Genomic DNA, 24,533 nt, shown 5'->3' with positions numbered 1-24,533 from the left:
CGATGGCAGAACTGCGCCACGTCATGCCTGCTCACCATGACCGAAGACGGCCTCAAACCAGCCGCCGCCAAATTGCCCCCGCGACCGGATCTCGGCCAGGTGGCGGCCATCGCGGACCCGGTACGCGACATCGGCGTCCCTGTCGAGCCGGCCGACACCGGCACCGCTTTCCGCTGGCGCCGACTTGGCCGCGCACCGGGGAGTGCAGGAGGCACTGGCCAACGTCGTCAAGCACGCCGCCGGCGCCCGCGTCCGACTCACCCTCGACTACACCCCCGATCCGGTGCAGTCGAGGTGGCCGAGACCGGCGACATCCAGCGACGGCCACAGACTGCTCGGCCCGCGCGAACACCTCGCCCATCCCCCGAGACACACCCCAGTAATACGCGCCCCCACGGGATTCTCGGGTCCGCGCCGTCATACCCGCCGAGGAACTGCAATCAAACCAAAGGGCCCAGCTCACCGAGGTGACCTGGGCCCTTCTTCGTGGAGCCGCCTAAGGGAATCGAACCCTTGACCTACGCATTACGAGTGCGTCGCTCTGGCCGACTGAGCTAAGGCGGCAGGCTGCCGAGACAGCTTCGCATCGGCAGCGGGCACAAGTCTACACAGTTCTTGAGGGGCCCCTGACCAGGGTGCCGTCGGGTCGGGGCGGGGCGACGGGGCCCCTCACGGGGTCAGCAGGTCTTGCCGTCCGCCGGGGGCGTGCCCTCGAGGAGGTAGCGGTTGACGGCGGAGTCGATGCAGCTGCTGCCGCGGGCGTACGCCGTGTGGCCGTCGCCGTTGTAGGTGAGCAGGACGCCGGAGTCGAGCTGGCCGGCGAGGGACTTGGCCCAGGCGTACGGCGTGGCGGGGTCGCGGGTGGTGCCGACGACCAGGATGGGGTCGGCGCCGGTGGCCTCGATGCGGTGCGGCTTGCCGGTCGGCGCGACGGGCCAGTAGGCGCAGATCAGGCTGGACCACGCGAGGTTCTTGCCGAAGTGCGGGGACTCGGCGGTGAACGCGGAGACGGACTGCTCGGCGGCCGGCGGGCCGGACAGGGCCGGCGGCAGGTCGAGGCAGTTCACGGCGGCGTTGGCGTACATGAGGTTGTCGTAGCGGCCGCGGTCGTCGCGCTCGTAGTACGTGTCGGACAGCGCGAGCAGACCGCTTCCGTCGCCCTTGTTCGCCTTGGTGAGGGCGGTGCGCAGGGTGGGCCACATCGACTCGTCGTACATCGCGGCGATCACGCCGGTGGTGCCGAGCGCCTCGGTCAGCTTGCGGTCGCTGCCGGTGTTCAGGGGCTTGGCGTCCAGCTGCTTGAAGAAGGCGTCGAGGCGGTGCCCGGCGTCGGCGGAGCTCTTGGTGCCGAGCGGGCAGTCGCGGTGGCCGACGCAGTCCCGGGCGAAGGCGTCGAAGGCGGTCTCGAAGCCGGAGGCCTGGCCGCGGCTCGCGTCGAGGGCCGAGATCGACGGGTCGACGGCGCCGTCGAGGACGAGCCGGCCGGCCTTGTCGGGGAACAGTTCGGCGTAGGTGGCGCCCAGGAAGGTGCCGTAGGACTTGCCGACGTAGTTGAGCTTGCGGTCGCCGACCAGGGCGCGGAAGACGTCCATGTCGCGGGCGGAGTCCACCGTGCTGATGTGCTTGAGCAGTTTGGCGGAGCGCTGCTCGCAGCCGCCGGCGAACTCCTTGTCGGCGGCGACGAGGGCGTTGACCTCGGCGCCGTCGTCCGGGGTGACGTCGGTCGCCGTGAAGGCGTCCATCTGGCGGTCGCTGAGGCACTCGACGGGCTCGCTGCGGGCCACACCGCGCGGGTCGATGGCGGCCATGTCGTAGCGGGAGGTGACCGCCGACGGGTAGCCGAAGGCCGCGTACTGCAGATAGTCGATCGCGGAGCCGCCGGGGCCGCCCGGGTTGACCAGCAGGGTGCCGAGCCGCTTGCCGCCGTCCTCGGCCCGCTTCCGGGTGACGGCGAGCTTGAGGTCGCTCGCGGCGGACGGGTGGGCGTAGTCGAGGGGGACCCGCATGGTGGCGCACTGCATGCCCGGCATGTCCTTGCACTCGCGCCAGGACAGACGCTGCTCGTAGTACGGCCGGAGGTTGCCGTAGGCGTCCGCGGCAGCGCCCGAGGGCGGCGGCCCGCCGAGCGAGCCCGCCGGGGACGAGGCGGCGGCACTGTGCGTGCTGCCACCCGTCGTGCACGCGGACAGCATCAGCCCGGCGACCGCGAGGACGGTGCCGGAGGTACGGAGCAGGCGCGGGGTGTGCATCGGAGCCTCGGTTCCTCGTGGTGGTCATCTGGAGCGTATCCGGAGGGCCGGTGGCGAACCGTCCTCCACAGTCCTCATACGGGTGATTCGGGCCCGCGCCGTCAGGGACGGTCCGGACCGTCGAGCTTCTCGGTCGCGTACCCGGCGACGAGGGCGAAGAGCCGCCGCCGCGGGGCGATGCCGTCCAGCACCCGGACCCCGGCGGACACGCCACGCACCCGTTCCCGCAGGGCGAGGGCAGAGCGCCGCGCGTCCTCCTCTCCGGAGGGTACGGCGAGCAGCAGCGCGGGGCGCGGCATGTCACCCCCGGGGTATCCGCGGTCGGTGGAGGAGTAGTACGGCGGCGGGCCGGACCGGTCGATCCCGTCGTAGCCGCCCGAGACGCCGATCGCCGCGGTGTACCCCTCGGGGTCGGTCAGCTGCTGCCGTACGACGCAGGCCGCGTTCCCGTCGGCGCCCAGCAACGCCCGCGCGGGGCGGCCGGGCAGGACACGGTAGAGCCGGGCGACCGCGACCGGGACGGCCGCGGGACGGGCGCCCGGGCCGGTGTCGCAGTGGGCGGGCAGCACGACCACGAAGGGGTCCGCGATGCCCCGCAGCGACTGGGCGGCGAAGCCGGCGAACAGATCCGGGTCGGCGGGGTCGATGTGGGCCACGACCAGGGGGAAGTACACCCCGACGGAGTCCGGGTAGTCGTACTGCGGGGGCAGCCAGACCCGCGTGCCGTCGGACAATTCCTGGAGCGTGCCCCCGGCCGGGTGACCGAGGGTGCGCGGCGGCTCCAGCCCGGCGTCCACGGGGTCGGACGGCACCGGCCGCGGGGGTGGCGCGGACGGCGGCCGGGACAGCGGGGGCGCGGCGGCGGTGACCGGGCGGGGCGGCGGGAGCGACGGATCCGCCGGGCCGGACGGCGACCAGACGGCCAGCGTGACCGCCCCCGCGGCGGCCAGCACGGACCCTGCGCCGCGCAGCACCGTGCCGGTGCGCTCGACGGGCAGTTCGTACGCGCGGCCCGCGCGCTGCTCCCACCAGTGCCGCAGCGCCGAGCGGGCGAGCGCCACCGCCACGGCCCCGGCCGCGGTCAGCAGCGCGTACAGAACGACGACCTCGGCCACCTCGGGCACGTGCGGCACCACCTCGGCAGGTCCCCCACGGCGCTTCGGGCACGGGCGCGGCACCCGCGCCGGAGGCAGGGGGGAGCGCACCCCGTGCGCTGGGATCACCCCCGCGGGGACAGCGGCCGGGGGCACCGCACAGCAGCCTGCGGCAAGGCCGGGCGCACCGGGGAGCGGCGACGCGCGAGCGCCGCAAACGATCACCCGTCCGCCGGATGATCAAGGCGCGGGGGCGGTCCGCGCGGCCCGTCCCGCGCGCCGGCGGTCAGCCCGCGCGCAGGGCCAGCGTCATCGCCTCGACAGCCAGCAACGGCGCGACGTTCCTGTCCAGGGCCCCACGGCAGGCGAGCACGGCCTCGATGCGGCGCAGCGTGTTCTCCGGCCGCGAAGCCGCCGCGATCCGCTCGACGGCGTCCCGCGCCTCGACGTTCGCGATGGCGACGGACGTGCCGACCTGCACCGCCAGCACGTCCCGGTAGAAGCCCGCCAGGTCGGTGAGGGCCAGGTCGAGGGTGTCGCGCTGGGTACGGGTGGACCGGCGCTTCTGCCGGTCGGCGAGCTCCTTCATCACGCCCGCCGTGCCGCGCGGCATCCGGCTGCCCGCCCCCGCGGCCGCGCCGAGCGCCGTGCGCAGCTCCTCGGTCTCCTTGGCGTCCATCTCCTCGGAGACCTGCTTGGCGTCCTCGGTCGCCGCGTCCACCAGCTCCTGCGCGGCCTTGAGGCAGCCCCCCACGTCGTCCACGCGCAGCGGCAGCCTCAGCACGGCCGCGCGGCGGGTGCGCGCCCCCTCGTCGGTGGCGAGCCGGCGGGCGCGGTCGATGTGCCCCTGCGTGGCACGGGCGGCGGCCTCGGCGGTCACGGGGTCGATGCCGTCGCGCCGGACCAGCACATCGGCGACGGCGTCCACGGGCGGGGTGCGCAGCACCAGGTGCCGGCAGCGCGAGCGGATCGTCGGCAGCACGTCCTCGATGGAGGGCGCGCACAGCAGCCACACCGTCCGGGGCGCAGGCTCCTCCACCGCCTTGAGCAGCACGTTGCCGGCGCCCTCGGTGAGGCGGTCGGCGTCCTCCAGCACGATCACCTGCCAGCGGCCGGAGGCGGGCGACAGCGTGGAGCGGCGGACGAGGTCGCGGGTGTCCTTGACGCCGATGGAGAGCAGGTCGGTGCGGACCACCTCGACGTCGGCGTGCGTACCGACCAGGGTCGTGTGGCAGCCGTCGCAGAAGCCGCAGCCCGGCGCCCCGCCCAGCGCCCGGTCCGGGCTCACGCACTGCAGCGCGGCGGCGAAGGCGCGGGCGGCCGTGTCACGGCCCGCGCCGGGCGGGCCGGTGAACAGCCAGGCGTGCGTCATCTTCGACGCCGTCGGCAGCGCGCTGCGCGCGGCAGCCGCCGTCACGAAGGCGTCGGCGTCCCGTGCGGCGGCGGCCAACTGCTCCGTCACCCGGTCCTGGCCGACCAGGTCGTCCCATACCGCCATCTGCCCGCCCGTCCTGTGGTGCCGCTGCCCTTGCGTTGTCCGGCCCCACCATTGTCGGGTACGCCACGGACACCCTGCGGGGCGGGCGGGGGGTGCGTGCCCCTTGCGGCCCGTTGTTGTGTGCGGGCCGCCGACAGGTCAGCCGGAGGCGCGCCGGTGGCGGCGGGGCGCGGCAGGGGCCCGGACGGGCTTGCGGCGGAGCATCACAAGTGCCGCCACCGAGGCGATGCCCAGGGCAACCAGTACGGAGGCCACGCCCGCGGTGACGTCGGAGGGGCCGGTGGAGGTCGACGCGGAGGTGAGCCCCGCGGCGGGCAGGCCCGTGCCCGGGCCGGTGGACGCCGCCGCCGTCACCCCGGGCACGGCACCCGCGGGGACGGAGGGGGCGGTCGCGGCGGTGCCCGGCGACGGGGTCGCCGTCCCGGCCGGGCAAGCCACCGTGAAGCGCTGCGGGTCCGCGTCGGAACCGGCCCACCGGAACCGGTAGTCGCCGTCGGCGAGGACGACGCGGCCGGTGCTCCCGGTGCCCCGGGCGCCGGTGACCAGGGTGCCGACGACCGCGTCCTCGCCCCGGGCGTACGAGACCGTCCAGTTGACCGGCTGGTCGGGGCCGAAGCCCTCGGCCTTGAAGTAGAAGGTGCACACCGTGGCGCCGTCTTCGCGCGTCCTGCCCAGTGCCTCGTCGTAGAGGCGGACCCCGGACCGGTCTGCGGGCGCGCCGGAGGCGTGCGCGGCCAGGCCCAGGAGGGCCGCGGCGGCGGCAGCGGCGGCGAGGGCCGCCGCCGTGGTACGGATGCGCATGTTCAGAGTGTCCCGGAGACTCGCGCGGAGGGCTGCGCCGGGGTCCTTTTCCGGCCAGTGACATATGTGGAGCAACGGCGTCCATATCCCCCCGGGCGGCGCATCCGTGGGGCGCACGTCCCGTCAGATGACCGCCGGCGCCGGCCTACAGCGACAGCCGCTGCACCCCGCTGGCGACCGCGCGCTGTTCCGGCACCTCCGTGCCCGTCCAGCAGGAGCCGCGCCGGGCCAGCAGCCGGCGCAGCCACACCTCCGTGGCGACCAGGTCGGTGAGGCCGTCGACGGGCACCGATTCGCCGTCCGCCGCGGCACGCAGGGCGGCCCGTACGACGCGGGCCTCGACGAGCCCGGCGTCCGCGAGCAGCGGGGCCTCGAAGAGGTCGAGCAGGTCGTCGACGGCGGCCCGCAGGCCTGCGCGGACGGCGACGGCCGTGGAGACGTGGGAGTTGGCGCCCCAGCCGGGCGGCAGTTCGCGGATGCCCGCGCCCGCCAGGACGGAGCGCAGGATCGTGGTGCGGGCGCCCGGCTGGACGCGCAGCGTCTCGGGCAGCGCCCGGCAGGCCCGCACCACCTGGTTGTCCAGGAAGGGCGCGTGGAGCCGCTGGCTGCGCACCTCGGCGGCCTGCTCGAAGACCCGGTGGTCGGCGGCGTGCCGGGCGAGCGCGGCGCGCGCCCGGCGCTCTCCGGGGCGCTCCACCGTCGTGCCCGGCCGGGAAGCCGCCTCCTGCAGGCGAACCGATACTTCGGCGAGCGCCTCGCCGGTCAGCCAGCGCGCCGCGGGGCCCGGCCGGCACCAGGCGAGGGCCGCGAGCGACGCGGCCAGGGCGTCCCCGTGCTCCTCGAAGCGCCGGGCCAGCAGGCGTGCCGCGGCGTCCTCCACGCCCTGCCGGTAACTGGTGCGGGCCAGCCGCCGCGCCGCCCGGTACACCGTGAACGGCACGAACACCGAGCGCCCCGAGGGCCCGTCCGCCCGCGCCAGGGCCGTGACGGGACGCAGCAGGCCGCGCCGCCGACGGTCCATCAGCAGGTCCGCCAGGCGGGCCGGATGGGCGTCCAGCACCTGCCGGGCGCCGTGCCCCACGAAGTGGTCGGCGCCGCCGGCCGCCAGGCGCCGCCGGTGCCGTTCCGCGGTGACCAGCGAGGGGCCCGGCTCGTCGGTGAGCGGCCCGCTGTCCAGGAGGTCGGCGTACGGGAGGGATTCCGGCCCGCCCGGTACGACGACGTGGTGCAGCCGCGGGTCGGCGGCCATGCTGCGGGCGCGCTCCAGCTCGGCCTCGCGCCCGTGGACCCCGCCCGTGGCCAGGTCGTTGAAGGTCACCGCCAGCAGGCGCTGCCCCGCGGCGGCGCCGTGCCCGAGCGGTGTGCCCGGCATCCCCGGCAGGCCCGCGGCGAGCAGGGCGAGCGTGGAGGAGGCGCTGCCCCCGGACAGGTCGGCGCCGATGCCCGGCGCGGGGGCCTCGCCGGCGTCCGGTACGAAGCGGGGCTGTGCGAGCCGCGTCCGGACGGCGTCGACCAGGGCGTCCCGTATGCCGGCGAGCGCCCGGTCCGGGTCGGCGGAGGCCGCGGGGGTGCCGGCGACGGCGAGCGAGGCGGTGGGCTCGTAGCCGCTGACCTCGGGCACCCCGTCGCGCATGATGAGCGCGTGCCCGGGCGGCACCCGGCGCACCCCGGCGTACGGGGTGCCCTCGCCGAGCGCCTCGGGCGAGTCCGGGCAGGCCAGCAGCGCCGCCAGGTAGGTCACGTCCAGGGCGGCCTCGGTGAGGTCGGCCAGCGGCAGCGCGGCCGTGCCGTACGCCGTGCCCCGCGCCCACTGGGTGTGGAACACCGGCCGGGCGCCCGCGAGGTCGCCCAGCACCGTGACGCGGCGGCCGATCTGCAGGACGCAGGTGTAGCTGCCGGCCCAGGCCGTCAGATGGCGCAGCGCCCCGCCGCGCGCCGCGAACAGCCCCACCCGCAGGTCGGCGTCGGAGGCGGCGCAGCGGCCCAGCACGGCCAGCCGCGCCACGGAACCGTTCTCGGCGTGGACGATCCGCACCTCGTCGGGGCGCCAGTCACCCACCATCCACAGCGGATCGGGGTCGCCCCACAGGAGTTGTGCGCCGACGGGCTGCAGGGTGCGGCCGGCGCGCGTGCCGGGAACCTGTCCCACGGCAGCGCTGCTCCACCCCACCAACCACCGCATCGCCGCCTCCACAGGTCGTGGATTACGTGGGCCACCGTGGCCAACCGGCCCCGCGGCAGGCCGAACTGCCGCCCCGTCCGAGGAACATGCTGCCACGGAGCGGCGCACAAAGAGGCGCATGAGGACATGGTTGAGCGCCGGACCGCGCGTCACGCGCGGTCCGGCGCGGGCCGGTTCGGCCCAACTCCCCCTTGATCATGGTCACTTGGAACGGGCCACCGGATTTCAAACGTCATCTTCCGGTCAATGTCCGGGCAGCCCGCATTCGTCCGTTCTGCGACGCGTGGGGGTCGCGGTCCGGGAGGCGTGGCGCACCTCCCGGACCGGTCCGCCACCCGCGGGGATTGTGGTGGCGGAGCCCCCTGACCCGCCACAACCCCCCATAGCCGCACATGAGAGCCGCGGGCCAACCCACCCCACCATGGAACCCCTACCGCCCGAACCGGCACAGAGCGCGCGGATGGGCGCACAGCCGCATACGCCGGTAGCACGCGCCACCAGCAGGAGTCGCCAGGCCGCATTCAGGGCAGGAATCTCGCCATCCGGGACAACAGCTCTTAACGGGCGGGATACGGCGAACTACGCTGGGTTCACCCGAGAAGCGATGGTCCCGGCAGCTCGGGGTCCGGCGCATGCCCGGTGGCGGGCTGCGGCGGACCCGGCACGCCTCCACAAGAGGCGCCGGGCCAGCCGTTGTTGTGCGTCGAGAGGGTGTGACAGGCGTGGCAGGCGTACGCGGCCCTCGCGCTTACGGCGAGAGGTGGTAGTGGTCATGACCAAAGAACCCCGAGGGCCCAACGAGAAACTCGGCACCCTTCTCGCCCTGGCCGGCATCAGCAACGCGGGACTCGCCCGCAGGGTCAACGACCTCGGCGCCCAGCGCGGTCTGACCCTGCGGTACGACAAGACCTCCGTCGCCCGCTGGGTCACCAAGGGCATGGTGCCGCAGGGCGCCGCCCCGCACCTCATCGCGGCGGCCATCGGCAGCAAGCTCGGCCGTCCCGTGCCGCTGCACGAGATCGGCCTCGCCGACGCCGACCCCGCGCCCGAGGTGGGCCTCGCCTTCCCCCGCGACGTCGGGGAGGCCGTCAAGTCCGCCACCGACCTGTGGAAGCTCGACCCCGGCCGGCGCGGCCCGGGCGGCGGCGGCATCTGGCAGAGCCTCGCCGGCTCCTTCGCGGTCAGCGCGTACGTCACGCCGGCCTCCCGCTGGCTGATAACCCCGGCCGACGCCCGCGTCGCCCGCGAGGACCCCGCCCCGGGCACGCACCACGTCGGCCACTCCGACGTCGCCAAGCTCCGCGAGGCCGCGGAGGACGCCCGGCGCTGGGACTCCAAGTACGGCGGCGGCGACTGGCGTTCCGGCATGGTCCCCGAGTGCCTGCGGGTCGAGGCGGCCCCGCTGCTGCTCGGCTCGTACAGCGACGAGGTCGGCCGCTCCCTCTTCGGCGCCACCGCCGAACTCACCCGGCTCGCCGGGTGGATGGCCTTCGACACCGGTCAGCAGGAGGCCGCCCAGCGCTACTACATCCAGGCCCTGCGGCTCGCGCGCGCCGCCGCCGACGTCCCCCTCGGGGGCTACGTGCTGGCGTCGATGTCGCTCCAGGCCACGTACCGCGGCTTCGCCGACGAGGGCGTGGACCTGGCCCAGGCCGCCCTCGAACGCAACCGCGGCCTCGCCACGGCGCGCACGATGTCCTTCTTCCACCTCGTCGAGGCCCGCGCCCACGCCAAGGCCGGCGAGAGCGCCGCGTGCGCCACGGCCCTGGCCGCCGCCGAGTCCTGGCTCGACCGCGCCCGCGACGGGGACGCCGACCCGCCCTGGCTCGGCTTCTACTCCTACGACCGCCTCGCCGCGGACGCCGCCGAGTGCTACCGCGACCTGCGCGTGCCCGGGCAGGTGCGCCGCTTCACGGAGACGGCCCTCGCCCGGCCCACGGAGGAGTTCGTGCGCTCGCACGGGCTGCGGCTCGTCGTCTCGGCGGTCGCGGAGCTGGAGTCCGGCAACCTGGACGCGGCCTGCGCGGCCGGGGTCAAGGCGGTGGAGGTGGCCGGGCGGATCTCGTCGGCCCGGACCACGGAGTACGTGCGGGACCTCCTGCACCGGCTGGAGCCGTACGGGAACGAGCCCCGCGTCGCGGAGCTGCGCGAGCGGGCCCGCCCCCTGCTGGCGGCCCCCGCGTAGCCCTCCGGGGTGCGGGGGGTGCCCGCTTGCGGCCGGTTGTTGTGTGCGGGTTGTTTGCGCCTGCGGCGGGCATCCCCCGCCCTCCCGCCCGGATTGCCCGGCGCGAGCAGCGCGGGCCTGCGCAACGTATGCCTGGGGGTCGGGGCCGCGTCGGCGCACGTCCTCAGCGCTCGCGGTTTACGTCCGCATCATTCGGCGCCCGGGTCCGCCGCTCGTCGCTTCCGGGCGCACCCCGCCACACCCCCTCCGGTTGTCAGGGCGCATGACGGCCGGTGGGGGTTCAGAAAGGCACTTGCGGCAACCCCGGACCGCCTCCTCACCCCATCCGGCCGTTAGTCGCCCAAGCCGGCAGAAGGGGGGTGTGGCGGGGTGCGCCCATGGGGGTCCCCCCGGCCGAAGGCTGGGGGAGGCGGAGGGCGGGAGAACCGCCCGCCGCAGGCGCAACGCACCCGCACGCAGTCACCGGGCAGCCCGGCGCAGCCGCCCGCAGGCGCAAACGACCCGCACGCAACGACCTGGCGCGAACGACACGCCCCGCCGACAGGTTTGCACGCGGCGCGGACGGGCCAAGCCTTACGGGGGAGGTGACCGCGCGCATGGACACCACGGACGTCGTCGTCATCGGCGCCGGAATCGTCGGCCTCGCGACCGCGTACGCGCTCACGCGCACCGCCCCCGGCACGTCCGTCCTGGTCCTGGACAAGGAGGACGGCCCCGCCCGCCACCAGACCGGCCACAACAGCGGCGTGATCCACAGCGGCATCTACTACCGCCCCGGCTCCCTCAAGGCGCGGTACGCGACGCAGGGCGCCGCCGAGATGGTGAAGTTCTGCGCCGGCAACGACATCCCGCACGACGTGACGGGCAAGCTGATCGTCGCCACGGAGCGGGACGAGCTCCCCCGGCTGCACGCCCTCGTCCAGCGGGGGCGGCAGAACGACATCCCGGTGCAGGAGCTGGGCCCGGCCCGGATCGCGGAGCGGGAGCCGCACGTACGCGGCCTGGCGGCGATCCACGTCGGCACGACGGGGGTCTGCGACTTCACCGCGGTCGCCGCGGCCATGGCCCGCCTCACGACCGAGGGCGGCCGCGCCGACGCGCGCATCGCGTACGGCACGGAGGTCCGCGCGATCCACCGCGACGGGCCGAGCGTGATCGTCGAGCCCCACGACGGCCCGCCCGTCCGGGCCAGGGCGCTGGTGAACTGCGCCGGCCTGCACTGCGACCGCATCGCGCGCATGGCCGGGGAGGACACCTCCGGCGTCCGCATCGTGCCGTTCCGCGGCGAGTACTACGAGCTGCGCCCGGACCGCGCCGACCTCGTCCGCGGACTGGTCTACCCCGTCCCCGACCCCGCGTTCCCGTTCCTCGGCGTGCATCTGACCCGCGGCTTCGACGGCTCGGTGCACGTCGGCCCGAACGCCGTCCCCGCCCTGGCCCGCGAGGGCTACCGGCGGCGCACCGTGCGCCCGCGCGACCTCGTCGAGACGGCCACGTTCCCCGGCACCTGGCGGATCGCCCGCCGCCATTGGCGCTACGAGGCCGGCGAGATCCGCCGGTCGCTGTCGAAGCGGGCCTTCGTGGAGTCCGTGCGGCGGCTGCTGCCCGCGGTGACCGCCGACGACATGGTGCCGGCCGAGGCCGGGGTGCGGGCGCAGGCCGTGCTGCGCGACGGGACGCTCGTCGACGACTTCCTCATCACGGGCGACGGGCCCTTCGTCCACGTGCTGAACGCCCCCTCGCCCGCCGCGACGGCCTCGCTGCCGATCGGCCGGGAGATCGCCCGCAGGGCACTGGCGGTGCTGGGGCGTACGTAAAATCGACGCATCATGTCGAAGCCCCGCACCCCCCACTTCCCGGGCGGCCCCGCCTCCCACCCGCATCCGGACGCGCACACCGAGCAGCGCATCCGCACCTTCCACCCGCGCCGCGGCCGGGTCACCCACGGCCAGCGGGCGGCGCTCGAGCGGCGCTGGGCGGACTGGGGCGTCGACCTCGACGGCACGCCGCTGGACCTGGACAAGCTCTTCGCCGACGCGGACCTCGCCCCGGACCGCCCGGTGGTCCTGGAGATCGGCTTCGGCATGGGCGACGCCACCGCCGCGATGGCCGCCGCCGACCCGGGCACCGGCATCCTCGCCGCGGACGTGCACACCCCCGGCCAGGGCAACCTCGTCCACCTCGCCGAGCGCGAGGGCCTGCGCAACGTCCGGGTCGCCAACGGCGACGCCGTCGTCCTGCTGCGCGACATGCTCGCCCCGGGTTCGCTGGCCGGCCTGCGGGTCTACTTCCCCGACCCCTGGCCCAAGGCCCGGCACCACAAGCGCCGCATGATCCAGCCGGAGTTCGTGGCGCTCGCCGTGTCACGGCTGCGGCCCGGCGCGACCGTGCACTGCGCGACCGACTGGGAGCCGTACGCCGAGCAGATGCTCGAGGTGCTGACGGCGGAGCCCGGCCTGGCGAACGCCTACCCCACCGGCAGCGGCTACGCCGAGCCGCGTCCGGCCTTCCGCCCGATGACCAAGTTCGAGCGCCAGGGGATCGCCAAGGGCCACGTCGTCCACGACCTGCTCTTCGAGCGCCGCTGAACGTCCGGCCGGGCGGTACGCAGGGCGGTTATCCGTAACACCATCGCGCCACGCGGCCACCGCCCCGTAAGGTCATTGGGTGTCCTCGTACTCGCATTCGCCAGACTCGCCCCTCCCGAGCCCGGCGGCCCGGCCGGCCGTACCCGAGTATCCGGATCACCAGCAGCAACCGCAGTTCGCACTGCCCGCGCCCGGGCAGTGGCACTACAAGCCGCGCCGGCACTTCTGGGAGAACCGGACGTTCCGGCTCGTGGTGCTCTTCTCCGTCCTGGCGCTGTGCGGGGTGATCATCCTCGCGCTGGTGCGCCGGCAGACCGGCACGGAGGGCCTCCTGGTCGGCCTCCTCCTGGCGGTCCTGCCGGTCCCGCTCCTCGGCGGGGCCTTCCTGTGGCTGGACCGGGTGGAGCCGACCCCGCTGCGCGACGCGGTCTTCGCCTTCGCCTGGGGCGCGTGCGCCGCCACGCTGGTCGCCATCCTCGCCAACGAGTACGCGACCGAGCTGCTCGCCACGACCTTCACGGCCAGCGACTCGCAGAGCGACATCTGGGGCGCCACCTTCGTCGCCCCCGTCGTGGAGGAGAGCGCCAAGGGCGCCGCCGTCCTGCTGCTCTTCCTCTTCCGCCGCCGTGACTTCACCGGGATCGTCGACGGCGTCGTCATAGCCGGACTCACCGCCACCGGCTTCGCGTTCACCGAGAACATCCTCTACCTGGGCTCCGGCTTCGCCGAGGACCAGGCGTACGGGACCGACGGCGGGCTGGGCACGACCGCGGCGATGTTCGTCGTCCGGATCGTCATGACGCCCTTCGCGCACCCGCTGTTCACCTCGCTCACCGGTATCGGCTTCGCCATCGCCGCCACCTCACGCCCCGGCCAGGCCCGCCGCTGGCTCGCCCCGCTGGGCGGCTGGCTGCTCGCGATGGTCCTGCACGGCACCTGGAACGGCTCCGCCTCGCTCAGCCCGCTCGGCTTCCTCGCCGTCTACGCGACGCTGATGATCCCGCTCTTCGGCCTGCTGGTCTGGCTCGCGATCTGGTCCCGCTCGAACGAGCTGAAGACCATCCGCACCCAGCTGCCGCTGTACGCGGTGGCCGGCTGGCTCAGCCTGCCCGAGCCCGCCGCCATCGGCTCCATGAAGGGCCGCAGCCTCGCCCGCTCCGCCGCCCGCGGCGCACAGGGCAAGGACGCCGCCCGCACCGTCCGCGAGTACGTGTCCTTCGCGACCTCGCTCGCCTTCCTGCGCGCCCGCGCCAACCGCGGGGCCGCCGGCGCCGACTTCCAGGCCCGGGAGCAGGAACTGCTCCACCACCTGTGGGAGCGCAAGGCCGTCGCCCAGCCCGCGCTCACCCACGCGGCCCACGCCATCCGCCCCGCGTTCCCGCCCCTGTACCCCTGGGCGGCGCTCCCGCCCGGAGCGCCGTACGGGCCGTACCCGCAGGTGCAGCCGTACACGCAGCCGTACACGCAGCCCTACGGGCCGCAGCCGTACGGCCGGCCCTGGCCGCAGCAGCCCCAGGGCCCCCACGCGTGGCCGCAGCAGCCCGCGCAGCCGGGGGCGCACCCGCAGCGGTGGGGCCCGCGCCAACCGCAGGTGCCGCCGCAGCAGGGGTGGCACCCGCAGGCCGCGGCCCCCTACCAGGACCCCCGGGGCGGACAGCACCGCTGACTCCGGTTGCCGGGCCCCGTGGCCGGGGTTGCAATGACCGTGTGAGCCCGCTGATACGACGCACGAGCCGCATCGGCCGTCCGTCCGGCCGCACCAGCTGGACGCGGACGGCCGTCGTCCTGATACCGACCCTCGCCGTCTCCACCGCCGTGGCCGTCGGCGCGGGCGCCGGGGTGGTACCCGTCTCCCTCGCGATCTCACCGACCACGACCGCCCTGTCCGGCCAGAACATCCAGATCGCCGCCGACCGCCTGACCGGCACCGGCTTCACGCAGTACGTGACCGTCGACCCCACCGCCGAGGGCGACTTCCCCCAGGCGGTCTCCGCCATCAGCTCCGCCGAACCGCACAACATGTGCCAGTCCGTGGTCGGCACCGTCCCCGGCTTCGGCCAGGTCACCCTGCTGATCACCGCGGGCGGCGGCGACCAGCCCGTCCACGCGGACCAGCTGATCGTCGACACCGACGACCTGGCGGGCGACGCCGAGTTCCACGACATCCAGATCGGTGTGGACGCCTCCACGACGGACACCGAGGGCAGGGCCAAGGGCCCAGCCGGCGCCCTGGGGCAGCAGGCCGAGAGCGTCACCATCGACCACCTGCGGCAGACCACGAAGTCCGTGAGCGCGGCGACCTTCCGGCTGAACGGCCTGCACATGACGGTCAAGAAGGGCGCCGACCCCTGCTTCTGACCCGAATGGGCGAGTGCGTACGACCATCGGGGTGATTACGTACCGCCCCCGAGCGACCGATCAGACTGTCCCACGGTTGACGGGACGTGCTGACCACCGAGCCCACCGGGTACCGGCCCGCCACGTCCCAGGCCGCCGTCGCCGTCTCCGGCCGCACCAGCTGGAAGCGGCTCGCCCTCGTCATGGTGCCGACCGTCGCGGCCGCGGGCGCCGTCGTCGCGAGCCTGGCCACCGGCGCGCTCGCCGCCTCCTTCGGGGTCTCGGCCAACTCCTTCACCGTCGCCGGAGAGAGCTTCCAGATCTCCTCCTCCCTCCTGGAGGGCGACGGCTTCGTCCAGTTCGGCGTCCTCGACCGGGGGCGTGACGCGGTCTACCCGGAGGCGCTGTCCGCCATCCGCCGGGCCACCCTGCACGACCTGTGCCAGTCCGTCGTCCAGCAGGTGCCGGTCATCGGCCCGGTCACGCTGCGGCTGACCGCGGACCCGGCGAGCGCCGACCGGCTGATCGCCGACGCCCACGACATCAAGGGCGACGCCGTCTTCGAGAACATCCACATCGGACAGGACGCCTCGACGGTGGACCAGGTCCCCGGCGTGCGGGGCCCGGCCGGGGCCTTCGCCCAGCAGGCGACCTCCATCCGCGTCCGCGACCTGCGGCAGACGAACCGGTCGGTCAGCGCGGCCACGTTCAGACTGCCGGACCTGCACGTGCAGGTGCTGCGCGGCGACCACTCCTGCTTCTAGGAAAGGCCGCCGTGACCCGCATGCTGAGCCGTGCCGGAGCCCTCCGGTCCCGCTTCCGCGCCTGGCGCCGCAGCCGTCCCTTCTGGGCCGGCGTGTGGACCCTGCTCGCCGGTGTGGAGATCCTCTCCATCCCGCTCGCCCCGCTCGCGCTCATGATCCACGAGGGCATCGCCGGTGTCTCCGGCCTGCTCATGGGCGTCTTCCTGGTCATCCTGGGCCTCACCTTGTGGCTCGCCCCGCACTACCGCGCCTTCGCCGGCATCGCGACCCTGATCTTCTCCGTCGCCTCGCTCGTGCTGTCCAACTTCGGCGGCTTCCTGATCGGTTTCCTGCTGGGCGTCATCGGCGGGGCCATGGCCGTCAGCTGGGTGCCGGACGGGGACGACGACGGAGGCCGCGGCAGGCGCGCCCGGCCGGTGCCCGACTGGGGCGGCGGGCACGGCGGCACCACGGGGCCCGGCGCGGGCGCACCGCAGGGCGGCACCCCGGACGTCGCCCCGCCCCCGGCGGCCCCGCCCGCCGCCCCCGCGGGGGGTACGGAGCCGGCGCCGCCCACGGCCACGGGCCCCGCCTCAGGTCAGGACGCCCCAGGTCAGGACGGTGCGGGCACCCCGGCGGTCCGCTCGGCCGTCCGCAACCGGGCCGTACGGCTGCGGGCCATCGGCGCCCTCCCGGTCGGCGGGGCGCTGCTCGCCGGCGGACTGCAGCCGATGGCACCCATGGCCATGGCCCACGACGCCGGCGCCCCCAAGCGCGACGGCACCGCGAAGTCCGCCGAGGGCTACCGCAGCGCGGGCGAGGCCGTGTGCGACGTACTGGACGGCCTCTACCAGGCCCGCAACCCCACCGTGCACGGCACCGGCACCGCGACCGGCAAGGCCAGGAACCGCGCCCGGGGCGGCCTCCACGCCGGCGTCGAGACGCAAGGCCCGCTCCCGGTCCGCGGCTCGCTCGATCTCTCGCCCGGCGGCACCCCGAAGGGCGCCGGCCCGAGCCCCGTACCGTCCCAGCGCGCGGCCCCGCAGCAGCCGTCGGGCGGACTGCTCGGCGCGGTGGGCGACCTGCTGGGCCTGCGCGGCAAGCAGCCGTCGACGCGGGCACCGGCGCCGCGGCGGCCGGGCGCCACCCCGTACGCGCCGCCCGCACCCCGCGCGGGCGGGTCCGCCCGCCGTACCCGGCCCGAGGTCCCCGCGCCGTCCGCGGGCGCACCGCCCACCGGCATCTTGTCCGGCAACAAGATCGGCCCTGACTCGCTGCTGGACCTGGTCGTCCCCCGCCACCCCTCCGACGGCGGCATGGACGAACCGCTCTCCCTGCTCCCCGCCCGCATCCGCCTGGGCAGCCCCAACTCGCCCTGGTGCCTGCCGAAGGTCTCCCTGGAGCTGTCGATCGGCGCGGCCCGCTACCGCGACCGCGTCATCACCGCCGAGCAGCCGTTCCGCGTGCGCACCCCGCTGCTGGTCCTGACCGGGCTGACGTACCACGGCATCACCGCCGTCCCCACCCGCGCCGGGGCGGAGCGGGTCCTGGTCTTCACCGCCTGGCGCGCCGACATCGCGAGCCTCCGCCAGACCGCGGGCCTGCTCTCCCCCGCCTGCGCCCGGCACCACGCCCGCGACTGGACCCCGCCCTTCCACGGCCTGCCCGGGATCGGCCTGCCGCTGCTGGACATGGGGCTGCCCGGCATCGGCCGCGTCTCCCCCGAGCCGCCGCCGTGGGCCCCGTGCCAGGGCGAACTCGAGTCCGACGCCCGGCCCTGGAGCACCACGACCGCCACCGGACGCCCGGTCGTCCTGCTCACCCGCGTCCTCAGCGGCAACCTCCTCGGCCTGCTCCCGGTCACCTTCACCCCGGACACGCCGCCCCCGCTGCCGCCCGGGCTGACGATCCCCATCCCGGTCTTCTTCACGCAGGTCGTGGCGTACAACCAGCTGCTGACCGCGCAGCGGCTCACGATCCCCGGCCTGCACCAGCAGGCGTCACTCCGCTGACTGGCACACGACGGCGCTGGCCAGCAGCACGGCGGTGAGAGCGGTGACGACGAGGGCCCTACGGACAACGGACATGGCACACCTCAGTGCAGCGGCGGACTGTTTCGAGCAGGCCACAACCTACCGTCACCAACCCGCCACTCACCGTCACGCCGCTGCAGGGAACCACCCGCAGGGACTAGGAGGCCCTCTGGCCCCTCACCTGGATCCCGTCCAGCAACTCCCGCGTGGCCGCCGCCACCGCGTCCACCGCCTCCTCGAACGCCTCCCGGTTGTGCGCCGCCGGCGCCCGGAACCCGGAGATCTTCCGCACGTACTGCAGGGCCGCGGCCCGGATGTCCTCTTCGCCGACCTCGGGCGTCATCGGCGGGCGCAGGGTCTTGATGCTTCGGCACATGGCTCCAGTGTGCCCGCACCCACTGTCACGCCCACCCTGCGCGCGGCCGCCGCCCCCACCACCAGCCGCCTTCACCGCCGGGCGCGGCCGCGTCCTCCACCGTCAGCTCGATGTACCGGCCGTCCACCTCCCCCAGCGACTCCCCGCACAACTCCGCCACCGGCCCCGGCAACCTCCGCACCAGCCCGGCCACCCCGTCCCGGCACACCAGCTCCCCCCGCGCCACCCCCCGCCCCGCCTCCAGCCCCCGCACCACCCGCTCCCACGCCTCCAAATGCCCCCGCACCTCCCGCAACACGCTCCCCTCCACCTCCCACAACGCCTCGTCCACCGCCCCGTACGGCGCCCTCCGCAACGCCTCCATCGCCTGCTCGAACCCATCCGTGACCGGCGTCTCGCTCTGCCTCATGGCCCCATGCTCCGCCCGCGGCGCGTGCGCGTCGCGCAGGACGCGCACGCGGGTCACAAGCCGGTCGAGCGCTGACGGTCGTCGGCGTCGCAAGCGGCAGAATGGGCGTGTGAGGCGTTTGGAAACGACCCCCCAGATTCGAGCCCGGATGAGCCGGCAACGCAGCCGGGACACGGGGGTGGAGATGGCGCTGCGTCGCGCCCTCCACGCCGCCGGACTGCGCTACCGCGTCCACAAGAGGCCGGTCAAAGGCGTGCGCCGCGAGGCGGACATCGTCTTCGGGCCGTCCCGAGTCGCCGTTTTCGTGGACGGCTGCTTCTGGCACGCCTGCCCGGAGCACGCGACCTGGCCCAAGAACAACCAGGAGTTCTGGCGTGCCAAGATCGAGGGCAATCGGTCCCGCGACCAGGAGACCGACGCCCGCCTCGCGGAAGCGGGTTGGCTGTCGGTGCGGGTGTGGGAGCACGAGACGGTCCAGGACGCGGTCATCCGTGTGCGTGCGGCCGTCGAAGGCCGTCGCGCCCCCGCGATGACAGTGGCCACACCCACGCCGCGCACGTCCACATCTCATTGCATCTGACGCGCAGCCTTGGGCCGGCCGCCCGGCAGCATTTTTGACGGGCCCCTGTGCCAAATCCGATACCGAGGCGCTCATCGACCGCTACGCCGACCTCCCGATCGTCTGGTGGGGGGCTTCGGGCGCGACATTCGTAGTTCCGCCCCAGGCCGCCCGCCGACGGTCCTGGCGATGTCCAGGTCCTCCTCGGACGTCCCCTTACCCTCGTCGATGACCAGCTGGCTGACCAACTGACCTCCGTCCCGGGGAATGTGGATCACCACGTCCTTGGATTCGGCGTCGATCGAGTTGTCCACCAGATCCGCGACGGCGACCTCGAACCCGAATGCGGCAACTTCGGTTGCAGGACTGTGGCTTAAAGGTTCCTGCACCACTCCCCCGAGCGACCTTGTGTCACTGGCACGCAACACCACGTATCGCCCGAATCCGATCCGCCGTTCCTGGTGCGTCACGACATCAAGAGCAGCATCGGAGGGATCCCATGGGTCGAGTGAACGCGGTGACGCGCTACGTGTCGCAGGTCGCCCTGGCCACGTCCACGGCAGTCGCAACGGTGATCAGTTTCTCGACGCCCGCGTCGGCAAGTGCCGTGGGGTACGCAAAGGTGGTCGGATTCTGCCTGGACGCCAAGGGCCAGGAGGTTTGCCTCCCGACCACCACGCTTGGGCACTTCGTGCGCGGGTCAGGCAGGAATGTGGATCGCCAGGAAGCCTCTGTGCAGGACAGCTTCGGAATGGACAGCGCCGGCGGAAACTGGTGCAACTGGCGTATTGACTGGCGCTACTCGGACACGAATGGCCGTACCTACCTCATCAGCAGGGGCGAAACGCACCGCAAGTGCACGCTTCACAGTTCGATCGGCCGTGTCGACACGACGCACCACACGTTGAAGCACTACGGCAAGGCGTGCGCGGACTTCTTCGTCGCTGGCACCAGGCGCGCATCGCAATGCCACTTCATCACCGAGTGACAGCCGGAGCAACCATGCCCTCTCGAATGCACCCCTCGCTGGCTTCCCGCGCGTTGCGCGTTCTCCTGGGTGCGGGAGTGAGCTACGCACTCGCAACTGGGTTGGTCCTGCTCATCTTCGCCCTGCTTCCTCAAGACGCCCTGCGATCTCTCCAGGAATCGGGATTCTTCTGGACGGTGTTGGCCACCACTGTCGTCATCTTCGCGGCGGGGGCCCTGGCTCTTCGGAGTCGACGCGAGCGATGACGGGGCGGCATCCCCACCGGTTCCGCTAGCCCATTCACACCAGTCCCGTGAGCAACACCCGTGAATTCGCGACTTCGTGCGCCCGTGTCGGGGACTGTGGGCGGGCGTTGAAGCACTGCGGAGGGGTCGGGCGTGACCGGCCCCCGGTGTCGCGAGATCGTCGAGGAACAGGGCGGGATCCCCATGGGCAAACAGTCGCCGAACGTGCGGTCGGGCCGGATGGTGCGGTGGGTGCTGACGGCGGGGCTCAGTTACCTGGGGGCGATGTTCGTCGTGCTCGGGTGCCTGTCGCTGCTGCCGAAGCGGACGCAGACCTCGTTGTCGGAGACCGCCGTGGGGTGGGCCGTGCTCGGGGTGAGCGTGGTGTTGTTCACGCTGTTCGCGGGGCGGAGCCGCGGGCGGTCCTGAACGCAGGTCCTGGGTACGGACGGGCTCACGCCCGCATCCACGCACGCGTGCCGAACGAGGCGCAGGAGCGGGAGGCGATGTCGGCCGCGAAGGCGAGGGCGGTGTCGAAGGCGGGTGGAGTGAGGCGGGGGGTGATGTGGGCGGCGAGGTGGTGGGCGAGGGCGCCGTGGAGGACGTCGCCGGCGCCGAGGGTGTCGACGACGGGGGTGACGGCGGGGACGGGGATCTGCCCCTCGGGCCGGAGGATGGGGGACGGGCCCTGGGTGACGGCGGTCCAGCGGACGCCGGCGTCGTGGAGGTAGGCGAGGACCTCGGCCGGGGTCGAGGTGCCCGGGGGGTGGAAGTCGGCGGAGCAGACGGCAACGTCGACGTAGGGGAGCAGGGTGGGCGTGGCGGGGCGCCAGCTGCCCGCGTCCAGGAGGGTGGGGACCCCGGCGGCGCGGGCGAGGCGGGCGGCGGGGACGGCGAGGGCGGGGTGGTGGGCGTCGACGAGCACGACGTCGGCGTCGCCGACGAGGACGGAGAGGTCTCCGGGCGGGGACACGGAGGTCCCTGAGGCCACGTTGGTGGAGGCGACGGCGCGGTCGCCGGTGGCGGCGGTGACCAGGATGGTGGAGACCGCGGGGGGTTCGGGGGAGTCCGCGGTGAGGTTGATGACGTCGACGCCGAGGGCCGCGAGGTCGGCGTCGATGGCGCCGGCGAGGGCGTGGCCGCCGAAGGCGGTGAGCAGGACGGCCTCGCCGCCGAGATGGGCGAAGGTGGCGGCGGCGCCGGTCGCGGGGCCGCCGGCGGCGACGGTCTGGGTGCGGGCGGTGAGTTTCTCGTTCGGGGCCGGGACGTGGTCGACGAGGGTGATGACATCGAGGGTGCAGAGGCCTACGAAGAGTGCGCGCATGGGCGCATAGTGGCAGCAGGGAGCGTGCGTTTCGCGTCTTACGCGCCTCCTACGGGTGGGGGTGCACCATTTTTCCGGGAGACCCGACGCGCAGAGCGTCGATGCCACTACGCTGAGTGCTCGCAATGGTGCGCGGGGAATGCCGTGAGCAGGAGGACCGCATGGGGAACGCGCGACCAGGTGGGGCGGGTCCGGCGGACGTCGAGGTGGTGCTGGCCAGAGCGCAGAACTCCTTCGACGTCGACGACCGCGTGCTGGGGCGGCTGGCCACCGCGCTGATGGGCTGCACGGAGCTGGCGTCCTTCCGCCAGCGCAAGGGCCCGCCGCGCAGGCTGAGCCGCAGGACGTTGCGGCACACGTTCCTGCTGGCCGACGGCAGTACGCAGCTGCTGTGGGAGATCGAGCACAACACCGGCCCGGGCGACGACGAACCGCTGTACGAGGTGTACTCCGACCCGGACGAGCTGGCCGCCGCCCAGCACGCGATCGACGCCCGCTTCGGCGAGCCCTCTCCGGAGGAGCTGGAGGCGGAGGCCGCGGACTGGCTGGCGCGGCTGCCGCAGATGGCGATGGACCTGACGCCCGGGCCCCGGCAGTACACGGCGGACCACTCCGCGGAGCACGCGTGGCGGGTGCTCCGGCGGGCCGAGAACACCGACGTACCGGGCGAGGAGCTGCGCAGCCGGCTGGGTTCGGCGGTGGGCCACGACATCGCGTACGTCACCGGCCGGCACATACGGATCGGCACCGGCCGGGTCGCCGGCTGGACGCTGTACGAGCACGCCTTCCTGCTCGAGACCGGCGAGGAGATCAGCCTCTGGGAGGTCGAGCACACGATGACCCCCGACGGACGTCCGGTGTGCGAGGTGTACTCCGACGAGACGGCGGCGTGCGACTCGGCGGACGTCCGGCTGGAGGCTCTCTAGCCTCGCCGGCCTCGTCGCCGGACCCCGGGCGGACCCCGGCCGGATTGCGGCCGGATTGCGGCCGGGGTGCAGCCGGAGGAAATTGGGGCGTAGGCGTGTCGGTGGGAAGCGGGAGGTCCCCATGCCGGTCCTGGCGGAGGTCGAGTTCCCCGGTGTGACGGCCCTGCAGTACGAGGAGGCGAACCACCGCGCGGGGTTCGGGCCCGAGCATCCTCCCGCGGGGCTGCTCTCGCATGCCGCCGTGATCACCAACGAGGGTCTGCGGCTGGTGAACGTCTGGCAGTCCGCGCAGGCGCTCGAAGCCTTCATGGAGATCATGTTGCCCGCCGCCAAGGAGTCCGGTTTCCCCGAACCGAGCGGACCGCCGAGGATCGCGGAGCTCTACAACTTCGTCGTCCCGTAAGCGTCCGCAGGCGTCCCGTAGGCATCCCGTGTAGGCGTCTCGTGGGCGTCCCGCGAAACGGACCGGCGGCCCTGGGTGACGGGGGGTGTCACCAGGGCCGCCGGAGTCCGTGGGGCCGGTCGCTCAGACGGACAGGCCCTTGCTGCGCAGCCAGCCCATCGGGCCGATCGGGTCGCCGCCACCGGGGCGCACCTCGAGGTGCAGGTGCGGGCCCGTGACGTTGCCCGTGGCGCCGACACGGCCGATGGTGTCACCGGTGTTGACCTTGCCGGAGGTGACGATCATCGAGGAGAGGTGGCAGTACCAGAGCTCGGTGCCGTCGTCGAGGGTCAGGATGATGCGGTAGCCGTACGAACCGGCCCAGCCGGCCTCGGTGATGGTGCCGCTGTGGATGGCCTTGACCGGGGTGCCGGTGGGGGCGGCGAAGTCCTGGCCGGTGTGGGTGTTCGCCCACAGCGAGCTGGACTCGCCGAAGCCGGCGGTCAGCGTGTACGAGGTGACCGGCTTGACGAAGCTCTTGGCGAGCTCGGCCAGGCGGGCGGCCTCGAGCTTCTTCGCGGCCTCCGCCACGGCCTTCTTCTTGGCGGCGGCCTCGGCGCGGACCCGCTCCGCCGCCGCGGACTTGGCGGCCTTGGCCACCGCCTCCTGCTGTGCGGCGTTCCTGGCGGACCGGTCGGCGGCGTTCCGCTGCTGCTGGGCCTGGTCGAGGATGCGGTTGCGCAGGGCCTCACCCGCGTCGGGGCTGAGTGCCTCGGCGACCTGCTTGGCCTCGGGGGCGCTGTCGTCGCCGACGAGGGCTCCGATGCCGGGCAGGTGGGACACCTCGGGCAAGGAGACGGGGAGCGGGTTCTTGCCCTCGGCGGTGGCGACCCCTCCGACGCCCAGCACGGCCACGGCCGCGACCCCGAAGACAGCCGAACCGCGGCCCATGGAGCGCTGTTTGGCGACGCGGTGCCGCGCGCGACGGGGGCCGGCGGACTCCTCGGTGGGGTTCCACGGCTCGGCCTGCGGGCCCTCGTAGGGCGCGCTCTCGAAGGTGTCGGGGTCCTCGAGGTCCCCCGTGCCGTCGAAGGCCTCGATGTGCTCGGGGAGGGGCTGGGCGGGGGCGGGGGCAGCGGCCTCGGGTGCCTCGTACCCCGCGGCCTCGTAGCCCACGGACGTGGTGTCGTGGGAGGTCGTCGCCTCGGCGGCCGGCGCGTCGAACCAGCCGGCGGCCATGTTCCACTGGCCGGTGTCCCAGCCGTCGATCGCGTTCTTCGTCGGCGGTGCCTGCTCGGCGGCCGGGGGATTCCAGCCGGCGGCGATGTTCCACTCGGCGGTGTCCCACTCGGAGTACGCGGTTGCGGACCCCTGTTGCTGTCCGGGTATCAGGGCAGGCTCGTTCGACGCCACGCGGGCGCGCTCCTTTCCTTCCTTCTCGCCTACCGGGTTAGCTGACGGGTTCGGAGCAGGAAGGTCTCCTACGAGGACCGCGGAGGGCCCCCGATTCACCCCAGGAAGTGGTTCCCCGGTTCCCGCGGACGGGATTCGGCAAGCGCACGGCGCCGCCCTGTCGGCGGCGGGATGACCGCGCTGCGTTATCGAACGTTAATAGAGGCGCCCGCCAATTCCAAG

General features: G+C 74.0%; 22 protein-coding genes, 1 tRNA gene and 1 riboswitch. Of the genes, 12 read left to right on the top strand and 11 right to left on the bottom strand.

The genetic code is table 11. The annotated features are described in order from the left end of the window. Positions 1-487: 487 nt before the first annotated feature. The 6 genes from PV410_RS05445 to PV410_RS05420 all read right to left on the bottom strand — a co-directional run bounded on the left by PV410_RS05445 (position 488) and on the right by PV410_RS05420 (position 7,824). Positions 488-564: transfer RNA gene (locus tag PV410_RS05445), tRNA-Thr, on the bottom strand. Positions 565-677: 113 nt separating this feature from the next. Then, the gene (locus tag PV410_RS05440) at positions 678-2,249 is read right to left on the bottom strand and encodes an alpha/beta hydrolase (protein WP_500322662.1); all 1,572 of its coding nucleotides are present in this window, start codon (positions 2,247-2,249) and stop codon (positions 678-680) included. Positions 2,250-2,350: 101 nt separating this feature from the next. Next, the gene (locus tag PV410_RS05435) at positions 2,351-3,373 is read right to left on the bottom strand and encodes an alpha/beta hydrolase (protein WP_500322660.1); all 1,023 of its coding nucleotides are present in this window, start codon (positions 3,371-3,373) and stop codon (positions 2,351-2,353) included. 256 nt (positions 3,374-3,629) lie between these two features. Next, the gene (locus PV410_RS05430) at positions 3,630-4,841 is read right to left on the bottom strand and encodes a DNA polymerase III subunit delta' (protein ID WP_500322658.1); all 1,212 of its coding nucleotides are present in this window, start codon (positions 4,839-4,841) and stop codon (positions 3,630-3,632) included. Positions 4,842-4,979: 138 nt separating this feature from the next. Then, positions 4,980-5,642 (bottom strand): hypothetical protein, encoded by a 663-nt coding sequence (locus tag PV410_RS05425; protein ID WP_500322657.1) that lies wholly within the window; start codon positions 5,640-5,642, stop codon positions 4,980-4,982. A 145-nt stretch (positions 5,643-5,787) separates the two neighbouring features. Then, positions 5,788-7,824 (bottom strand): asparagine synthase-related protein, encoded by a 2,037-nt coding sequence (locus PV410_RS05420; protein WP_500322655.1) that lies wholly within the window; start codon positions 7,822-7,824, stop codon positions 5,788-5,790. Between the two features lie 772 nt (positions 7,825-8,596). On the opposite strand from PV410_RS05420, the gene PV410_RS05415 reads away from it, so the two are divergent. From PV410_RS05415 to PV410_RS05385, 7 genes are all read left to right on the top strand, one after another. Then, the gene (locus tag PV410_RS05415; protein WP_018558441.1) at positions 8,597-10,009 is read left to right on the top strand and encodes an NsdA family TPR-like regulatory protein; all 1,413 of its coding nucleotides are present in this window, start codon (positions 8,597-8,599) and stop codon (positions 10,007-10,009) included. 596 nt (positions 10,010-10,605) lie between these two features. Next, positions 10,606-11,826 carry an L-2-hydroxyglutarate dehydrogenase gene (gene lhgD / locus PV410_RS05410; protein ID WP_500322653.1) on the top strand — a complete coding sequence of 407 codons (1,221 nt, stop codon included), beginning with the start codon at positions 10,606-10,608 and terminating at the stop codon, positions 11,824-11,826. 12 nt (positions 11,827-11,838) lie between these two features. Next, the gene (gene trmB / locus PV410_RS05405) at positions 11,839-12,597 is read left to right on the top strand and encodes a tRNA (guanosine(46)-N7)-methyltransferase TrmB (RefSeq protein WP_500322651.1); all 759 of its coding nucleotides are present in this window, start codon (positions 11,839-11,841) and stop codon (positions 12,595-12,597) included. A 79-nt stretch (positions 12,598-12,676) separates the two neighbouring features. Then, positions 12,677-14,263 carry a PrsW family intramembrane metalloprotease gene (locus tag PV410_RS05400; RefSeq protein WP_500322650.1) on the top strand — a complete coding sequence of 529 codons (1,587 nt, stop codon included), beginning with the start codon at positions 12,677-12,679 and terminating at the stop codon, positions 14,261-14,263. 41 nt (positions 14,264-14,304) lie between these two features. After that, positions 14,305-14,955: a DUF6230 family protein gene (locus PV410_RS05395; RefSeq protein ID WP_500322648.1), complete on the top strand. Its 651-nt coding sequence runs from the start codon at positions 14,305-14,307 to the stop codon at positions 14,953-14,955. An 86-nt stretch (positions 14,956-15,041) separates the two neighbouring features. Further along, positions 15,042-15,698 (top strand): DUF6230 family protein, encoded by a 657-nt coding sequence (locus PV410_RS05390; RefSeq protein WP_500322647.1) that lies wholly within the window; start codon positions 15,042-15,044, stop codon positions 15,696-15,698. A 20-nt stretch (positions 15,699-15,718) separates the two neighbouring features. Beyond that, positions 15,719-17,689, top strand: a complete 1,971-nt coding sequence (locus tag PV410_RS05385; protein ID WP_500322761.1) for a DUF6114 domain-containing protein — start codon at positions 15,719-15,721, stop codon at positions 17,687-17,689. A 178-nt stretch (positions 17,690-17,867) separates the two neighbouring features. On the opposite strand, the gene PV410_RS05380 is transcribed toward PV410_RS05385, so the two are convergent. Both PV410_RS05380 and PV410_RS05375 read right to left on the bottom strand, forming a co-directional pair. Next, the gene (locus PV410_RS05380) at positions 17,868-18,086 is read right to left on the bottom strand and encodes a DUF2277 domain-containing protein (RefSeq protein ID WP_499512588.1); all 219 of its coding nucleotides are present in this window, start codon (positions 18,084-18,086) and stop codon (positions 17,868-17,870) included. 25 nt (positions 18,087-18,111) lie between these two features. Beyond that, positions 18,112-18,495 carry a hypothetical protein gene (locus PV410_RS05375; protein WP_500322645.1) on the bottom strand — a complete coding sequence of 128 codons (384 nt, stop codon included), beginning with the start codon at positions 18,493-18,495 and terminating at the stop codon, positions 18,112-18,114. Between the two features lie 148 nt (positions 18,496-18,643). Between PV410_RS05375 and PV410_RS05370 the strand changes: the two genes are divergently transcribed. Continuing rightward, the gene (locus PV410_RS05370; RefSeq protein WP_500322644.1) at positions 18,644-19,075 is read left to right on the top strand and encodes a very short patch repair endonuclease; all 432 of its coding nucleotides are present in this window, start codon (positions 18,644-18,646) and stop codon (positions 19,073-19,075) included. Between the two features lie 71 nt (positions 19,076-19,146). Here PV410_RS05370 and PV410_RS05365 read toward each other — a convergent pair whose 3' ends face one another. Then, complete coding sequence (locus PV410_RS05365; RefSeq protein WP_500322643.1) at positions 19,147-19,524, bottom strand: ATP-binding protein; 378 nt, start codon at positions 19,522-19,524, stop codon at positions 19,147-19,149. A 38-nt stretch (positions 19,525-19,562) separates the two neighbouring features. Between PV410_RS05365 and PV410_RS05360 the strand changes: the two genes are divergently transcribed. Next, the gene (locus tag PV410_RS05360; RefSeq protein ID WP_500322642.1) at positions 19,563-20,042 is read left to right on the top strand and encodes a hypothetical protein; all 480 of its coding nucleotides are present in this window, start codon (positions 19,563-19,565) and stop codon (positions 20,040-20,042) included. A gap of 377 nt (positions 20,043-20,419) precedes the next feature. Further along, positions 20,420-20,695, top strand: a complete 276-nt coding sequence (locus PV410_RS05355) for a hypothetical protein (protein ID WP_500322641.1) — start codon at positions 20,420-20,422, stop codon at positions 20,693-20,695. Positions 20,696-20,720: 25 nt separating this feature from the next. On the opposite strand, the gene PV410_RS05350 is transcribed toward PV410_RS05355, so the two are convergent. Beyond that, positions 20,721-21,590, bottom strand: coding sequence for a PfkB family carbohydrate kinase (locus PV410_RS05350; RefSeq protein WP_500322640.1), 870 nt, complete (start codon positions 21,588-21,590; stop codon positions 20,721-20,723). 161 nt (positions 21,591-21,751) lie between these two features. Here PV410_RS05350 and PV410_RS05345 point away from each other — a divergent pair, with 161 nt between their 5' ends. Next, complete coding sequence (locus PV410_RS05345) at positions 21,752-22,516, top strand: DUF6227 family protein (protein WP_500322638.1); 765 nt, start codon at positions 21,752-21,754, stop codon at positions 22,514-22,516. Positions 22,517-22,637: 121 nt separating this feature from the next. Continuing rightward, a complete protein-coding gene (locus PV410_RS05340) occupies positions 22,638-22,919 on the top strand; it encodes a hypothetical protein (protein WP_499512596.1) in 282 nt (93 codons plus the stop codon). 123 nt (positions 22,920-23,042) lie between these two features. Here PV410_RS05340 and PV410_RS05335 read toward each other — a convergent pair whose 3' ends face one another. After that, on the bottom strand, positions 23,043-23,999 hold the full coding sequence (locus tag PV410_RS05335) for a M23 family metallopeptidase (RefSeq protein ID WP_500322760.1): 957 nt from the start codon (positions 23,997-23,999) through the stop codon (positions 23,043-23,045). 323 nt (positions 24,000-24,322) lie between these two features. Next, positions 24,323-24,462, bottom strand: a riboswitch (cyclic di-AMP (ydaO/yuaA leader). Between the last annotated feature and the right edge of the window lie 71 nt (positions 24,463-24,533).

It is taken from the genome of Streptomyces sp. PA03-5A, assembly GCF_033792725.1.
Classification (GTDB): domain Bacteria; phylum Actinomycetota; class Actinomycetes; order Streptomycetales; family Streptomycetaceae; genus Actinacidiphila.
The sequence above is the reverse complement of the archived record's forward strand: the minus strand, read 5'-3'. Positions and strand labels throughout refer to the sequence as shown.

Bases quoted from the DNA above. Each gene is read 5' to 3' on its own strand.
- PV410_RS05345 (WP_500322638.1), top strand. From the start codon at position 21,752: ATGGGGAACGCGCGACCAGGTGGGGCGGGTCCGGCGGACGTCGAGGTG.
- PV410_RS05415 (WP_018558441.1), top strand. From the start codon at position 8,597: ATGACCAAAGAACCCCGAGGGCCCAACGAGAAACTCGGCACCCTTCTC.
- trmB (WP_500322651.1), top strand. From the start codon at position 11,839: ATGTCGAAGCCCCGCACCCCCCACTTCCCGGGCGGCCCCGCCTCCCAC.
- PV410_RS05420 (WP_500322655.1), bottom strand. From the start codon at position 7,824: ATGCGGTGGTTGGTGGGGTGGAGCAGCGCTGCCGTGGGACAGGTTCCC.
- PV410_RS05385 (WP_500322761.1), top strand. From the start codon at position 15,719: ATGCTGAGCCGTGCCGGAGCCCTCCGGTCCCGCTTCCGCGCCTGGCGC.
- PV410_RS05370 (WP_500322644.1), top strand. From the start codon at position 18,644: ATGAGCCGGCAACGCAGCCGGGACACGGGGGTGGAGATGGCGCTGCGT.
- PV410_RS05380 (WP_499512588.1), bottom strand. From the start codon at position 18,086: ATGTGCCGAAGCATCAAGACCCTGCGCCCGCCGATGACGCCCGAGGTC.
- PV410_RS05440 (WP_500322662.1), bottom strand. From the start codon at position 2,249: ATGCACACCCCGCGCCTGCTCCGTACCTCCGGCACCGTCCTCGCGGTC.
- PV410_RS05340 (WP_499512596.1), top strand. From the start codon at position 22,638: ATGCCGGTCCTGGCGGAGGTCGAGTTCCCCGGTGTGACGGCCCTGCAG.
- PV410_RS05350 (WP_500322640.1), bottom strand. From the start codon at position 21,590: ATGCGCGCACTCTTCGTAGGCCTCTGCACCCTCGATGTCATCACCCTC.
- PV410_RS05375 (WP_500322645.1), bottom strand. From the start codon at position 18,495: ATGAGGCAGAGCGAGACGCCGGTCACGGATGGGTTCGAGCAGGCGATG.
- lhgD (WP_500322653.1), top strand. From the start codon at position 10,606: ATGGACACCACGGACGTCGTCGTCATCGGCGCCGGAATCGTCGGCCTC.
- PV410_RS05430 (WP_500322658.1), bottom strand. From the start codon at position 4,841: ATGGCGGTATGGGACGACCTGGTCGGCCAGGACCGGGTGACGGAGCAG.
- PV410_RS05425 (WP_500322657.1), bottom strand. From the start codon at position 5,642: ATGCGCATCCGTACCACGGCGGCGGCCCTCGCCGCCGCTGCCGCCGCC.